At 39.6% G+C, this 14,928-nt stretch carries 11 protein-coding genes; 10 read left to right on the top strand and 1 reads right to left on the bottom strand.

Going from position 1 to position 14,928, the window contains the following annotated elements:
- Positions 1–162: 162 nt before the first annotated feature.
- The 7 genes from I7804_RS17180 to I7804_RS17150 all read left to right on the top strand — a co-directional run bounded on the left by I7804_RS17180 (position 163) and on the right by I7804_RS17150 (position 9,093).
- Complete coding sequence (locus tag I7804_RS17180; RefSeq protein WP_248404290.1) at positions 163–1,035, top strand: class I SAM-dependent DNA methyltransferase; 873 nt, start codon at positions 163–165, stop codon at positions 1,033–1,035.
- A 33-nt stretch (positions 1,036–1,068) separates the two neighbouring features.
- The gene (gene hslO, locus I7804_RS17175; protein WP_034464675.1) at positions 1,069–1,935 is read left to right on the top strand and encodes an Hsp33 family molecular chaperone HslO; all 867 of its coding nucleotides are present in this window, start codon (positions 1,069–1,071) and stop codon (positions 1,933–1,935) included.
- A gap of 283 nt (positions 1,936–2,218) precedes the next feature.
- Entirely contained in the window at positions 2,219–4,246 is a 2,028-nt protein-coding gene (locus tag I7804_RS17170; RefSeq protein ID WP_248404289.1) for a methyl-accepting chemotaxis protein, read from the top strand.
- A gap of 198 nt (positions 4,247–4,444) precedes the next feature.
- Positions 4,445–5,308, top strand: coding sequence for a diaminopimelate epimerase (gene dapF / locus I7804_RS17165; RefSeq protein ID WP_248405987.1), 864 nt, complete (start codon positions 4,445–4,447; stop codon positions 5,306–5,308).
- A gap of 638 nt (positions 5,309–5,946) precedes the next feature.
- Positions 5,947–6,402: an ACT domain-containing protein gene (locus I7804_RS17160; protein ID WP_248404288.1), complete on the top strand. Its 456-nt coding sequence runs from the start codon at positions 5,947–5,949 to the stop codon at positions 6,400–6,402.
- 112 nt (positions 6,403–6,514) lie between these two features.
- Entirely contained in the window at positions 6,515–7,759 is a 1,245-nt protein-coding gene (locus tag I7804_RS17155) for a homoserine dehydrogenase (protein ID WP_331477828.1), read from the top strand.
- Between the two features lie 14 nt (positions 7,760–7,773).
- Positions 7,774–9,093, top strand: coding sequence for an aspartate kinase (locus tag I7804_RS17150; RefSeq protein WP_110072753.1), 1,320 nt, complete (start codon positions 7,774–7,776; stop codon positions 9,091–9,093).
- A gap of 221 nt (positions 9,094–9,314) precedes the next feature.
- Here the strand turns inward: I7804_RS17150 and I7804_RS17145 are convergent, their stop codons facing one another.
- The gene (locus I7804_RS17145) at positions 9,315–10,217 is read right to left on the bottom strand and encodes a hypothetical protein (RefSeq protein ID WP_248404287.1); all 903 of its coding nucleotides are present in this window, start codon (positions 10,215–10,217) and stop codon (positions 9,315–9,317) included.
- 689 nt (positions 10,218–10,906) lie between these two features.
- On the opposite strand from I7804_RS17145, the gene I7804_RS17140 reads away from it, so the two are divergent.
- From I7804_RS17140 to I7804_RS17130, 3 genes are all read left to right on the top strand, one after another.
- Positions 10,907–11,425, top strand: a complete 519-nt coding sequence (locus I7804_RS17140) for a DUF6106 family protein (RefSeq protein WP_248404286.1) — start codon at positions 10,907–10,909, stop codon at positions 11,423–11,425.
- 97 nt (positions 11,426–11,522) lie between these two features.
- On the top strand, positions 11,523–12,980 hold the full coding sequence (gene guaB / locus I7804_RS17135) for an IMP dehydrogenase (protein WP_022754957.1): 1,458 nt from the start codon (positions 11,523–11,525) through the stop codon (positions 12,978–12,980).
- Positions 12,981–13,230: 250 nt separating this feature from the next.
- The gene (locus I7804_RS17130; RefSeq protein WP_027203168.1) at positions 13,231–14,925 is read left to right on the top strand and encodes a glutamine--tRNA ligase/YqeY domain fusion protein; all 1,695 of its coding nucleotides are present in this window, start codon (positions 13,231–13,233) and stop codon (positions 14,923–14,925) included.
- Positions 14,926–14,928: the final 3 nt, after the last annotated feature.

The raw sequence follows: 14,928 nt of genomic DNA, 5'->3' as shown, positions 1-14,928 counted from the left end.
CCCAAAAACTTAAGAGGGAAAAATAAGGTATGGAAGCCGAGCGCCGATATTTATGTTTATGACAGGAAGTCATCGCAATAAATATCGGGAAAAAAAGCGAGGCATGGAAGCCGAGCGCCGATATTTATGTTAGAATAATTCACTGAAAGGAAGATGTTAATTATGGATTCATATACTGATTTTGCGCTTGTATACGATACATTTATGGATGAAACCCCATACAGCGAATGGGCAGATTTTATAAGTGATCTTATAAAGGAATATGGTATTACAAAACCTAAATCAAATAATACAAATGACGTTTTTTCAGCAGGTTCAGATGAAGCAGGTGATGATTTAGAACAGACAATGCTTTCACAGGAGAGAGACCTTGTGGTAGAACTTGGCTGCGGTACAGGATCTTTTGCCCAGGAGATGGCAAAAAGAGGCTACGATATCATGGGTATTGACAATTCTGAGCAGATGCTCCAGATTGCGATAGACAAAAGGGACAAATCCGGTTATGATATCATGTACCTTGAACAGGACATGAGAGAGTTTGAGTTATACAGCACAGCAGGAACTTTTTTGAGTGTGTGTGACAGCGTCAATTATCTCACAGAGCCGGAAGATGTTGTTAAGATGTTAAGTCTTGTCAATAATTATCTGTATCCGGGTGGTATCATTATCTTCGATTTTAACACTGTCTACAAATATCGTGATGTTATTGGCAATACTACCATAGCTGAGGATAGGGACGATTGTGCATTTATCTGGGATAACTGGTATGATTCTGATACCTGCATCAATGAGTATGATCTTACTATCTTCGTACATGAAGAGGATGACAGATACAGACGCTTCAGCGAGACTCATTTTCAAAGGGGATATACTCTTGAAGAGATGATAAGGATAGTAGAAGAGTCCGGCATGGATCTTGTTAAGACTATAGATGCTGATACTCACGAGGATCCCACTGATGAGAGTGAGAGGATATATATTATTGCCAGGAAGAATTCTGATAATAATGTAACAGTTTATAAGGAAGAGGAATAAGAAGTGGATAATAGTACAAATTATAACGATTATATGGTGCGTGCAACAGCTGCATCAGATCAGATAAGAGCATTTGCAGTTACATCAAGAGATCTTGTGGAGACTGCAAGGAAGGCTCATGATATAAGCCCTATAGCTACAGCTGCTCTTGGACGTCTTATGTCAGGAACTATCATGATGGGATCCATGATGGAGCATGAGAAGGATCTTATCACTGTTAAGATTGAAGGCGATGGACCTCTTGGAGGAGTCCTTGCAACTGCCAATAATATAGGTCAGGTCAAGGGCTATGTTAATAATGGTGATGTTGTCCTTCCTCCAAACAGTGCAGGGCATCTTAATGTTGGCGCAGGCATTGGCAAGGGTACATTCACTGTTATCCGGGATATGGGTCTTAAGGATCCTTATGTAGGGCAGGTTCCGCTTTATACCGGCGAGATTGCAGAAGACTTCACATACTATTTTGCCAAGTCCCAGCAGACTCCCTCATCAGTAGGTCTTGGAGTTCTTATGAACCATGACAATACTGTTAGAGAGGCAGGAGGCTTTATAGTGCAGCTTATGCCTTTTGCAGATGAGGCTGTTATATCACATCTTGAAGAGAACCTTAAGAAATTCACTACTGTGACAGATGTGTTAAAACAAGGCAAGACTCCTGAGCAGATGCTCGAGATAGTACTTGACGGTTTCGATATCAAATGGAACGGCCGTATGCCTGTACAGTGGCACTGCAACTGTTCCAAGGACAGAGTTTCAAGAGGACTGGTTCTTCTTGGCAGAGCCGAACTTGATAATATCATCAAAGATGGTAAGCCTATAGAGACTAAGTGTCATTTTTGTGGCAAGAAATATGATTTTGATATAGACGAACTTAAAGAGCTTTATAAGAGCGCAAAGTAAGAATTTGCTATTAACGAATACACGATCTATAACCTAAACAGAAGACTTCGCCCATGTTAACGTAGTTGCAAGGGTGAAGTCTTTTTTAGGTGTTACGATTTTAGGCACGCGCTTAATTGCATTTTTCTTCATAAAGTTTTTGATTTTTTTGGCCGATAAGGATTATTGAGAGCGTGTTGTCTTTTTTGCCACTCTTACCTTTGCTCACTTGGCTCTGGCATAGGTTTTTTATCAGTATGATCCAATTTAATAGGAATGCTTTGGATGCTGGAGGGTATTGTCTATGAGCACTAATTCTAATGGAAAAGCTTCTTTGAAACCAACTAAAAGCGTAAGCGGCAAACTTATGATGGTCGTGATACCGATCATTGCAGTTGTTATCGTAGGAGTTATTGCACTTATTACGATCAACGCAAGGAGTATCATAACAGTTCAGGCTAGCAACAGACTTATAGAAGAGTCAAGAGCTAATGCCAATTCTATCGGAATACAGATAACAGAACTGGTTAATTATGTTGATTCCGTTGGAGACTCTTTGCAAGTAGCTGATATAGATTCGGATGATGATATTCTTGAATTTATGAAGATTATAATTGATAGTAATGATTATGCTTCTGATGCGTATTTTACTATTGGAAATGATACTTTTATAGATGGTTCAGGATGGGTCCCTGAAGATGATTATGATCCTACATCAAGGCCATGGTATCAAAATGGCATAACTAGTGATTCTGTTTTGATAGGAACTCCATCATATGATATTACTACAGGACAGATGGCAGTTGTTCTGTCTAGGAAAGTTACTCTGAAAGATGGAAGAGTAGGTGTATTGGCTATTGACATGCTTATAAGCAGTATAGCAACTCAAGTTGGCGAATATAAGCCGCTTGAAACCGGCGGAAGCATGATGCTTGACGGCGATATGATAATTTCATACTTCACTTCAGATTTTAATGGAACCAGCGTAACTGAGCATTCAGACGATACCTTCCTGACACAGGCTTATGAATATGCTCAGACAGGTTCTGAAGAATTTACATTGATAAAATCATATACTGGTGATACATATGGTGTTGTTGTTTCCAAGGTACCTGGCACTTCCTGGTCACTTATATCTTCTGTGTTAGAAGCTGATGTATTTGCAGAACTCAACAAATTTATATATCTTGTTGCTGCAGTTGCTGTTGTAGTTATATTGGGAATCGCAGCTATAATGTTCACTCTTATCAATTCTATAGTTGCAAAGCCTGTTAAGAGACTTACAGGTGATATTGCCAAGATCGCAGAGGGAGACTTTAGAGTTGATATTAAGACAGGTGGCAATGACGAGATAGGTAAGATGAACAATGATATGAGTGAATTTGTCGTTAATATGAGAAATACACTCGGAGATATTCAAAATGAGGTTAATAAGCTTGCAGGCGAAGCATCTTCCAGTAAAGATGCATCTTATAAGCTCACCAATGAAGCCACTGAACAGGCTCACGGTATGCAGCAGATCAAGGATGCCATGAGCGGAATGGCTGATGCCGTTACAGAGCTTGCCAATAATGCAACAGAGCTTGCAACAGAAGTATCCGATCTTACAGAAAAGGGACAGGCTGCCAACGGTACTGTAACTAATCTTGTAGAGAAAGCTAAGAACGGTAAAGAAGATATGGAAGCAGTTCAAAAAGGTATGAGTAATATCTCGGCTTCCATGACAGATATGAATGAAGTAGTAGAAGTAGTAAGAGACTCTGCACAGAAGATCAATTCTATTATCGAGATGATCACATCTATTGCAGAACAGACCAATCTCTTGTCACTTAATGCTTCCATAGAAGCTGCACGTGCAGGAGAGGCCGGCAAGGGATTTGCTGTTGTTGCTACAGAGATCGGTAGCCTTGCCACAGACTCTGCTGACTCCACGACTCAGATTGCCAAGATCCTTGAAGAGATAACCCAGCAGATCAATTCCCTGTCAGAGAAGTCTCAGGTCAATATGCAGGAGATCGATACCAATGTTGAGGCGGTGTCCAAAGCCGGCAATACATTCGCAGAGATATTCCAGAGTCTGGATGAGACCAGCGCTACTGTTAACGAGATGATCGACAAGATTGGTAAGGTTGATACTATTGCAACATCTATGGCAGCAATCTCGGAAGAGCAGTCAGCTAGTACTCAGGAAGTAAGTGCAACTGCCGAGAATCTTGCAGAAAGTGCTCAGGCAGTATCAGATAACAGTAAAGGTGTTGATGAAAGTGCAAGTACTGTTACTGAATCCGCCAACTCTATTGAAGGCTATGTAAGGAAGTTCATAATAAATTAAAATAATATATTGCGGTAGTAGCGATTAAATTCGCTATTGCCGCTTTTTTTATTACTTGTATAATATGACGTAAGGAATATGAAGAACAATCTGATCACTACACTGATATGTGGTGATCAGAAGATGGTTCGATTTGGACTTGCCCTGAACAAAATATATTAAAAATAATAAAAGGATGGAAATAATACTATGTCGTTGATTGAATTTACCAAGATGCATGGCGCCGGCAATGATTATATATATATCGATGGAGCCAAAAATGTGATACCTGAAGTTATAAAGCCTGAAGTTGTAAGGAAGTTGTCCGACCGGCATTTTGGTATCGGCGGGGGTGGTGTTATTTTTATAAACCCAATCGAGGGCGCCGATTTTGAGATGGAGATGTACAATGCTGATGGTTCAAGAGGTGAGATGTGTGGCAATGGTATCAGATGCGTTGCCAAGTTTGTTTATGATCATGGCATGACAGACAAGACCAAGGATCTTGCGATAAGTTCTTTTGGAAGGAATCGCTATCTTGATCTTACTGTAAGTGGTGGCAAGGTTACTATGGTAAGAGTCAATATGGGTGCTCCTATATTAGAACCTGCAAAGATTCCTGTAGAAGAGTCGAAGTTTCGTGATAAGGATAGAATAGTGGATTACCCTATACCGATTGAAGACAGGAATTTCAGAATGACCTGTGTATCTATGGGCAATCCTCATGCAGTTGTTTTTGTCACAGATCAGGATAATCTTAGTGAGTTCCCTTTGGAAAAATATGGAAAGAAATTTGAAAACCATCCTTATTTCCCGCAGAGAACCAATACAGAGTTTGTTCATGTAGATGACAGAAAAAATGTACATATGCGTGTATGGGAAAGAGGATCAGGAGAGACTCTTGCATGTGGGACAGGGTGCTGCGCTACAGCGGTTGCCTGCATTTTAAACAATCTTACAGAAGATGAGATTACGGTTCATGTTCTCGGCGGAGATATAATCTGCAGATGGGACAGACAATCAGGCAATGTCTATATGACAGGCCCTGCAGAAACAGTTTTTGAAGGAAGCGTTGAGATCTGAAATATAGATTGCAGGAACATAGCCATATTCAACCTTTGAACAAGCGTGATCAATTTGTATATTGTTAAATTTTTACAAAAAATTTATCAAAATTATGGAAACTTTGAAGTGCCAAAAAGTCTTGATTAGATGCAGATAATCGGTTACATTATAGAAGACGCTTATAGAAGAAAGCACGGATTGATCACCATCGTAGTGTACGGGTTGGGGAACCGGTATTAAGCGATGCAATCAGTTTCAGGACCAGGGAGGTATGAATGTTTATATAATTATCGCCTATGTAGTGGGTGGCGGTATCTATATATAAGTTGCATGGCAGCATGTAATGAATGACGTTTAAAGACCTGAAATACTGACTTACATCACGGGCATGGTGTTGATCTATAAGTTTGAAGGAGCACTTGCGACAGGGAGTTGCAAGATGCTTCTTTTTTTGTAATAGTTTCCTGTATATTCTACTTGAACACTGACTTTCATGTATCACATTCGGTTTTTTGGTCAATATTTATGTATCTTTATGCATTTTAAGAAAATGTTTGGACAATATTTCTGATTGCCTCTGTCACTTTAGTGTGATAGAATATCTTTCATGGACGTACAAATGTCCGCGTAGGACAAACTATCATGTAGGAGATATCATGAAAGAACATTCCGGATATTACATTGTTCAAAGACAGGCTATACCAGAAGTGCTTATTAAAGTCGTCGAAGCCAAGAAACTTCTTGAATCCGGCAGAGTCCGTACTGTTAACGAGGCAGTTGCCAAAGTTGATATCAGTAGAAGTTCTTTTTATAAATACAAAGACGATATATACGAATTCCATGATTCTCTTTCGGGATCCACATTCACACTTACATTTCAGATAGATGATGAGCCAGGACTTTTGTCAGATGTCCTGGGGATCATTGCAAGATCAGGAGCCAATATCCTGACCATTCATCAATCTATACCTATTGACGGAGTAGCATCTCTTTCTGTCAGTCTCCAGGTGATCGATGAAGGTGTTAGCGTCACGGATCTGTCTGCAGCAATAGGCCAAAGGCCCGGGGTACACAAGGTTCAGATAAGCGGACGTGGTAACGGTGTTTCCTAATAACTGTCATCTATTCAATAATTTAAATTTTTTTATATAAATATATCCTTATACAGTTTTTATGTGCTATACTTTCGGATTATAAGGATTTTTTACATTTTTTTGCATAAATATGCGTGGACATCCATGCGGATCAAAGGGAGGCAATATGGCCAAGGCAGCAGTATTAGGTTATGGAACAGTTGGAAGCGGTGTGGTTGAAGTCCTTGATACTAACAGCGCAGAAGTTGAAGCTAGTGCCGGCGAGAAAGTCGAAGTTAAGTATATTCTTGACCTTCGTGATTTCCCGGGAGACAAACATGAAAGTCAGATCGTTCATGATATAGAAGTTATTTTAAACGATCCTGAAATAGATGTTATCTGTGAGACTATGGGTGGCCTTGAACCGGCTTTTACCTTTGAAAAAAGAGCACTTGAGAAGGGTATTAGTGTATGCACCTCCAATAAAGAACTTGTGGCAGCACATGGTCCTGAGCTTGTAAGGATCGCCAAAGAGCACAACTGCTCATATCTTTTTGAAGCATCTGTTGGCGGCGGTATCCCTATCCTTCGTACACTTAATACTTCTCTTAAGCATGAGAAGATTGATTCTATTACCGGAATCTTAAACGGAACAACCAATTATATTCTGACAAAGATGGACAGAGAAAAGATTGGATTTGCAACTGTTTTAAAGGAAGCTCAGAACAAGGGCTATGCTGAGAGAAAACCTGAAGCAGACATTGAAGGATATGATGCATGTCGTAAGACAGCAATACTTGCTTCACTTATGTCAGGTCAGTATGTAAAGTATGAGGATATAGAGACAGAAGGCATTACCAAGATCACTCAGGAAGATTTTGCATATGCAAGAAGCCTTGGAATGTCCATTAAGCTTCTTGGAATGATCAAGAAGAACAATTCCGGCTTTTTTACTATGGTATCTCCATTTCTTATTCCATCAGAGAATCCGCTTGCATTTGTTAATGATGTATTTAATGCGATCGTAGTTCACGGCAATATGCTTGGAAGCACGATGTATTATGGTAAGGGCGCAGGCAAGCAGGCTACAGCCTCTGCTGTAGTTGCTGATCTTATAGATCTTGTGATCCATAAAGGAAGTCATATGGATGTTAACCTTACAGATTCTCCTGCAGACTTATCTGATAACGGAAGCTATGTTCACAGATTTTTTGTAAGGGTTGATGAGAATAGTGAAGATCAGGCCAAAGAGCTCTTTGGATCTTCAATTGAAGTTGTCGAGAGCAAGGACGTATTTGGAGAATTTGCATTTGTTACAGATTTGATCTCAGAAAAAGATTTTAAGGAAAAATATGCGCAGCTCGTGAAAGCAAAGGGATTCCTTCGTGAGCTTTAAGGAGAAGATATAAAATGAAAAAGGTAGTAAAGTTTGGCGGTAGTTCACTTGCCAGTGCACAGCAGTTTGAAAAAGTTGGAAATATTATCAGAAGTGATGAAGGCAGAAGGTATGTTATTCCTTCAGCTCCAGGCAAAAGAAATTCCGGTGACAGAAAAGTTACTGATATGCTCTATGCCTGCTATGCACTTGCAGAAGAAGGCAAGGATTTTAGGGTTAAACTTGCAGAAATAAAAGCACGTTATGATGAAATAATTACAGGTCTTTCACTTGATTTTTCTCTGGCAGAGGACTTTAAGGAAATTGAAGAGAAGTTCAAGAATAAAGCCGGAAAAGATTATGCAGCATCAAGAGGTGAGTATCTTAACGGTAAGATAATGGCTCAGTATCTTGGTTATACATTTGTAGATTCAGCCAGTGTTGTATGCTTTGATAAGAAAGGCGAGTTTGATGCAGAAAAGACCAACGAGAAAATGTCTGCAAAACTTTCTAAAACAGAGCGTGCAGTTATCCCGGGATTCTTTGGTGCTATGCCTGACGGAAGCATCAAGACTTTCTCAAGAGGCGGATCAGATATAACAGGTTCTATTGTCGCTCGTGCAGTTAAAGCTGATGTATACGAGAACTGGACAGATGTGAGCGGATTTATGATCGCTGACCCTCGTATTATAAATAAGCCACAGTCAATCGAGATCATTACATATACAGAACTTCGAGAGCTGGCTTACATGGGAGCATCTGTGCTTCATGAAGATTCTATCTTCCCGGTTCGTAAAGAGGGTATTCCGATCAATATCAGAAATACCAACAAGCCTGAAGATGAAGGAACCTGGATCGTAGAATCAACAGCCAGAAAGTCCAAGTATACTATTACAGGAATCGCCGGCAAGAAAGGCTTCTGCTGTGTGAACATATCCAAGGATATGATGAATTCCGAAATCGGTTTTGTAAGAAAAGTACTTCAGTCATTTGAAGATCATGATATATCCATAGAGCATGTTCCTTCTGGAATTGATACCATGACAGTATTTGTTCATGAGGATGACTTCATAAGTAAGGAACAGGCGGTAGTCAGTGAGATTCACAGACTTGCCAAGCCTGATATGCTTGAAATTGAGTCTGATCTAGGACTTATTGCAGTCGTAGGTCGTGGTATGAAGTCTACAAGAGGTACTGCAGGAAGGATTTTCTCAGCTCTTGCACATGCCAATGTTAACGTCAGAATGATCGACCAGGGATCATCTGAGCTTAATATCATCATAGGTGTTGAGAACAGAGATTTTGAAAAGGCTATAAGTGCTATCTACGATATATTTGTAGAGACACAGTTATGATAGTCCATAAGCCTTGAATGTAGTGGGCTTATGGCAGGTAGGTATATACCTTATAAATACCTACATCCTAATATTGTTAAGAACAATTTGATCAATTGATTCTTATATGCTTATTCCTAAAATGGCACCTTATCCGTGTTGGATGAGGTGCCATTTCGATGAGAAAGTTTGAGTTAAAAGCTGAATTTAAATAGTTTTACGCTGATCATTGCATAGAATTATCAGCTTTCTGAAGGTGCATATTCGCTCAAATATTCGAGGAACTTAATAGCCAGGTCTGTTCTACTGGAGTTTCCTATTATTCCAAATATAGGAACTGATCCTGCATATGTATTAGTGCTTTGCATGAAAGCTGTATCTGATAAGATGATGCCTACAGGAACAGGATCTTCCATACTGTCTGGATCCGGAAGTACGAAAGCCTCTTCTGAAACAATTGAGCTTGGAGATGATATTCCGAGCATATAGCTTATCTCTTCATCGGATATAGTTTCATCAGTAGCTGCAGAATTCGAGCCAGCTACTGAAGGATCATCTTGTGAGCCTTGGCTTTCATTATCTGCGGTGTTTTCTGAAGATGCTTGTTCATATGTTCCGTCTTCAATAGCTTTTAAGATAGCACCGTCTACATAATAGATATAGCCATCATATTTTTTGAGCTCATCTTCTGACATAAGATCACGAAGATCTGTCATATAGCTGTTTCTTGCATACTGCTCAAATACTGACTGATCCGCGATCATAACATCCAGATCACCTGCAGCGGTTATCGCCATGATACGTTCCTGAGTTGACACGTCATAAGTATTGTAAGAGCTTGTGCTAAGAGTCTGATTGGTATCGATAAGAACGTTGTAGCTACTTGTGTCAATTCCGGCGTATCCAGCAAAATCTTCTCCAATTACTTCTCCATCAGGATGCATTGTAGAATTGATCATCATTGCATAGAATCCGTACGGAAGGTTTGAAGCCATATCTCTTATAAGATAAAAAGAAAAAAGTGCGATCACAATAATAACTGCTGTAGGGACCTTATAATAATCCCAGAAATAAGAGGCCATTGCCTTGAATCCTTTTTTTCTTACCTTCTTATGCTGTTTTTTGATATCATCCCAAACTGCCATCTTATACCTCGCAACTACTATTCAGCAGTATATAGTGAACTGCGGAATAATTATTTATATATGAATTTCTATAATATGAATTATTAGAAGCTCTAAAAAAGACCTTTAGTCATAATAAATAAAATATCACTTATGGTCAATTAAAAAAATATGAATTCTTCAAAGGATTATATTCCAGTATCTAAAAACTTCCCACTTGGACTGACCAGCATCCGCAAAGACTTTACAGGGGGGAGGCAGTATATAAATCATTGCCACACTTTTTAATCGTTTTATTAAATTCATGAGCATGATAGATGGAAATTTTTATTCTGTCAGGGGTCTGTCTGTTTGAGCGTAGCGAGTTTCAGACCCTGGAATAAAAATTTTCAGATATCATGCCATGAATTATAAAACGATTAACAGTGTGGCAATGATTTATATACTACCTCCCCCCTGTAAAGTCTTTGCGGATGCTGGTCAGTCCAAGTGGGAAGTGCATGCTGTTATACATACAAATTACATAATAAAAACTGTTTTAAGATCGTTTATTTACAATTTTTATATAAAATTAATCAAAGTACGGCTATATCGAGTTGAAAATGCTTGCAAGTTTGGTTAAAGTAATATATCATTACTGTCAAATATTTTTTTGAACAAATATTCTAAAAATATTTGACAATAAAATATTATTACACGGAGATGCGACGATGAACGAACTGGATTATGTTGAATGTATGGTAAAGAGAAAAACATCACCACTTTTTGTTTTTCTTAAATTTGTATGTATTATTCTTGCTGTTATCAGTGCACTTGGCTTTATGACCGGAATAGGTGCGATTCTTGGTATGATCGTTACACTTGCATTAACTGTATTTTTTGGCTTTATGGCTTTTCTTTGCAACCTTAATTCCAATATTGAGTACGAGTACCAGTATTGTGAGAAGGAAGTTACTGTAGATAAGATTCTTAACAAGAACAGCCGTAAGCGTGTTGGTAAGTTTGAAACAGAGCGTATGGAAGCTTTTGGCCCCATTAACTCTTATCATCTTGACGAATTTAAGAACAAGAACTATCAGGTTCTTGATTTTTCGGATGGTGAAGTTCACCAGCCTGATACAAGATATGCTTTTTACTATGATGGACGTCAGAAGCTTATCATGAATCCTGACGAAAGACTGGTTGCTGCTGTATATCAGGTAGCACCTCGTAAGACATTTAAAGACTGATCACTCTAAGATGCAGGCGCACAGAACTATTGGCACCTGCATCATTCTTAAATAAAGGTAACAATTTAAGTTTATATATAAGAATTAGGAGAATAAAATGGGCAAAATTATCGGTGAAGGAATTACATTTGATGACGTATTACTGGTACCTCAGTATTCACAGGTCATCCCAAATCAGGTTCAGCTTGGAACACAGCTTACTAAGAGAATCCATCTCAACATTCCAATGATGAGTGCCGGAATGGATACAGTTACAGAACACGATATGGCAATTGCCATGGCCAGACAGGGTGGTATCGGTATCATCCACAAGAACATGTCAATTGAACAGCAGGCTGAAGAAGTTGATAAGGTTAAAAGATCTGAAAACGGTGTAATTACTGACCCGTTCTCATTATCTCCTGAACATACACTTGCTGATGCAGATTCACTTATGGCTAAGTTCAAGATCTCAGGTGTTCCGATCACAGAAGGCAAGAAGCTTGTAGGTATCATTACAAACCGCGATCTTAAGTTCGAAACAGATTACAGCCGTAAGATCAAGGAAGTTATGACTTCTGAGAATCTCATCACAGCTCCTGCAGGAACAACACTTGAAGAAGCAAAGAAGATTCTCGGTCAGTCCAAGAAAGAGAAGCTTCCTCTTGTAGATGAGAATTTCAACCTTGTAGGTCTTATAACTATCAAGGATATTGAAAAAGCAGTTAAGTATCCTCTTGCTGCCAAAGACAGCCAGGGAAGACTTGTATGTGGCGCCGGTGTTGGTATTACAGCCAATGTGCTTGACAGAGTACAGGCTCTTGTTGATGCCAAGGTTGACGTTGTAGTTCTTGACTCTGCCCATGGTCACTCACAAAATGTCCTTAACTGCCTTCGTATGATCAAAGAGAAGTTCCCTGATCTTGATGTTATCGCAGGTAACGTGGCTACAGCCAAGGCTACAAGAGATCTTATTGAGGCTGGAGCTGATGCAGTCAAAGTTGGTATCGGACCTGGATCTATCTGTACTACACGTGTAGTTGCAGGTATCGGTGTTCCTCAGGTTACAGCAGTTATGGAATGTTACTCAGTAGCAAAAGAGTATGGTATTCCGATCATCGCTGATGGTGGTATCAAGTTCTCAGGTGATATCACAAAAGCTATCGCAGCAGGCGGAAGCGTAGTAATGATGGGTTCAATGTTTGCTGGATGCGATGAGGCTCCCGGTGCAACAGAACTTTTCCAGGGTCGTAAATATAAAGTTTACAGAGGAATGGGTTCTATCGCTGCTATGGAGAATGGCTCCAAGGACCGTTATTTCCAGGAAGGTGCCAAGAAGCTTGTTCCTGAAGGTGTTGAAGGTCGTGTTGCTTATAAGGGAATGCTTGAAGATACAGTATTCCAGCTTATCGGCGGACTTCGTTCCGGTATGGGATATTGCGGATGTAGTACTATCAAAGAGCTTCAGGAGAATGCACAGTTCGTTAAGATCACATCTGCAGCTCTTCGTGAGAGCCATCCTCATGATATCCATATCACCAAGGAAGCTCCTAACTATTCTGTAGATGATAATTGATCAGTAACGCTGAAAAGGCGATTTACTGTAGATAATAGTAGCATGATTAAAGCGGACGGATGTTTATAAAGCATCTGTCCGTTTTTTCTCACTAATAGCAGGATCTAAAGATATTTGTTTTAAAATGTGTATTGCAAGTTGTTTTCTAAAAGTGACAAACGTGTTATGATAAAATAAGCTATGCATAACTGTTAAGAATATGGTCATGTATGGCGAAATATATTTATAGATAAGGATTGGATAATAGGAAATGGCAGAAGTAGTGAATAGTTCCGAAGAGTCAAAAGAAAATGCTCCTTCCAGGAACTTTATTGAAGCAGAGATTGACAAGGATTTGAAGGAAGGAGTCTATGATCACGTTCAGACGAGATTTCCTCCTGAACCTAATGGATTCCTGCATATAGGACATGCCAAGAGTATCATCATTAATTCCGGTATTGCTAAGGAATATGGCGGCAAGTTCAATATGAGATTTGATGATACAAATCCAACAAAAGAAAGATCTGAGTTCATGGATTCTATCATAGCTGACGTCAAGTGGCTTGGTGCAGACTATGAAGATCGTCTTTTCCATGCATCGGATTATTTTGATCAGATGTATGAATATGCAGTTAAGCTTATCAAAAAGGGTAAGGCTTATGTATCTGAGCTTACAGCTGAGCAGATGCGTGAATACAGGGGAACTCTTACAGAGCCCGGCAAGGATGATCCAAACAGAGACAGAAGTATAGAAGATAACCTTCGTATGTTCGAAGAGATGAAGAGCGGCAGCGTAGAAGATGGCGCTATGACACTTCGAGCTAAGATTGATATGTCATCACCTAACATTAACATGCGTGACCCGATCATATATCGTGTAGCTCATATGACACATGCACGTACAGGTGATAAGTGGTGCATCTATCCTATGTATGACTATGCTCATCCTATAGAAGATGCTATTGAAGGTATAACACATTCGCTGTGTACACTTGAGTTTGAAGATCACAGACCGCTTTATGACTGGGTTGTCAGAGAATGCGAATTTGCTAATCCTCCTCGTCAGATAGAGTTTGCCAAGATGTATCTTACCAATGTTGTTACAGGTAAGAGATATATCAAAAAGCTTGTAGAAGATAAGGTAGTAGACGGATGGGATGATCCTCGTCTTGTTACTATTGCAGCTCTTAGAAGAAGAGGTTATACACCTGAGTCTATCAGGAAGTTCGTAGAACTTCTTGGTGTATCCAAGGCTAACTCTTCAGCTGAGATGGCAATGCTCGAGTATTGTATCCGTGAAGATCTTAAGCCTACTGCTAAGCGTATGATGGCTGTCCTTCATCCTGTAAAGCTTATAATCGACAACTATCCTGAAGGACAGACAGAGAAAGTTACTATTGAATATAACAAAGAGAACCCTGAGATGGGAAGCCGTGAAGTTACATTCGGAAGAGAACTCTATATTGAAGCAGAAGACTTCATGGAAGAGCCTCCTAAGAAATACTTCCGTATGTTCCCTGGCAATGAAGTCCGTCTCATGAACGCTTATTATGTTAAATGCACAGGATGCGAAAAGGATGCAGATGGCAATGTGACAGTTGTTCATGCTGAGTATGATCCTACTACAAGAGGTGGTGACAGTGCTGATGGTCGTAAGGTCAAAGGTACTATCCACTGGGTATCTGCAGCAGGAAGCAGAGACTGCGAAGTTCGTCTTTACGAGAATCTTACAGATGAGGAAAAAGGCGTATACAACGAGGAAGACGGATCACTCAACTTAAATCCTAATTCGATTACTGTGATCAAAAATGCTAAAATAGAAGAAGAGCTTGTAAGTGCACAGAAATATGACAGATTCCAGTTTGTAAGAAACGGATATTTCTGCGTTGACAGTAAGGATTCCAAAGACGGTGAACCGGTATTTAACCGTATCGTTTCACTCAAGAGTTCATTTAAACTCAGTTAAAGG

Source organism: Butyrivibrio fibrisolvens, assembly GCF_023206215.1.
Classification (GTDB): Bacteria; Bacillota; Clostridia; order Lachnospirales; family Lachnospiraceae; genus Butyrivibrio; species Butyrivibrio fibrisolvens_C.
The sequence above is the reverse complement of the archived record's forward strand: the minus strand, read 5'-3'. Positions and strand labels throughout refer to the sequence as shown.

Coding starts and splice junctions, on each gene's coding strand:
- guaB (WP_022754957.1), top strand. CDS start 11,523: ATGGGCAAAATTATCGGTGAAGGAATTACATTTGATGACGTATTACTG.
- I7804_RS17140 (WP_248404286.1), top strand. CDS start 10,907: ATGAACGAACTGGATTATGTTGAATGTATGGTAAAGAGAAAAACATCA.
- hslO (WP_034464675.1), top strand. CDS start 1,069: ATGGTGCGTGCAACAGCTGCATCAGATCAGATAAGAGCATTTGCAGTT.
- I7804_RS17130 (WP_027203168.1), top strand. CDS start 13,231: ATGGCAGAAGTAGTGAATAGTTCCGAAGAGTCAAAAGAAAATGCTCCT.
- I7804_RS17170 (WP_248404289.1), top strand. CDS start 2,219: ATGAGCACTAATTCTAATGGAAAAGCTTCTTTGAAACCAACTAAAAGC.
- I7804_RS17155 (WP_331477828.1), top strand. CDS start 6,515: ATGCGTGGACATCCATGCGGATCAAAGGGAGGCAATATGGCCAAGGCA.
- I7804_RS17145 (WP_248404287.1), bottom strand. CDS start 10,217: ATGGCAGTTTGGGATGATATCAAAAAACAGCATAAGAAGGTAAGAAAA.
- I7804_RS17180 (WP_248404290.1), top strand. CDS start 163: ATGGATTCATATACTGATTTTGCGCTTGTATACGATACATTTATGGAT.
- I7804_RS17150 (WP_110072753.1), top strand. CDS start 7,774: ATGAAAAAGGTAGTAAAGTTTGGCGGTAGTTCACTTGCCAGTGCACAG.
- I7804_RS17160 (WP_248404288.1), top strand. CDS start 5,947: ATGAAAGAACATTCCGGATATTACATTGTTCAAAGACAGGCTATACCA.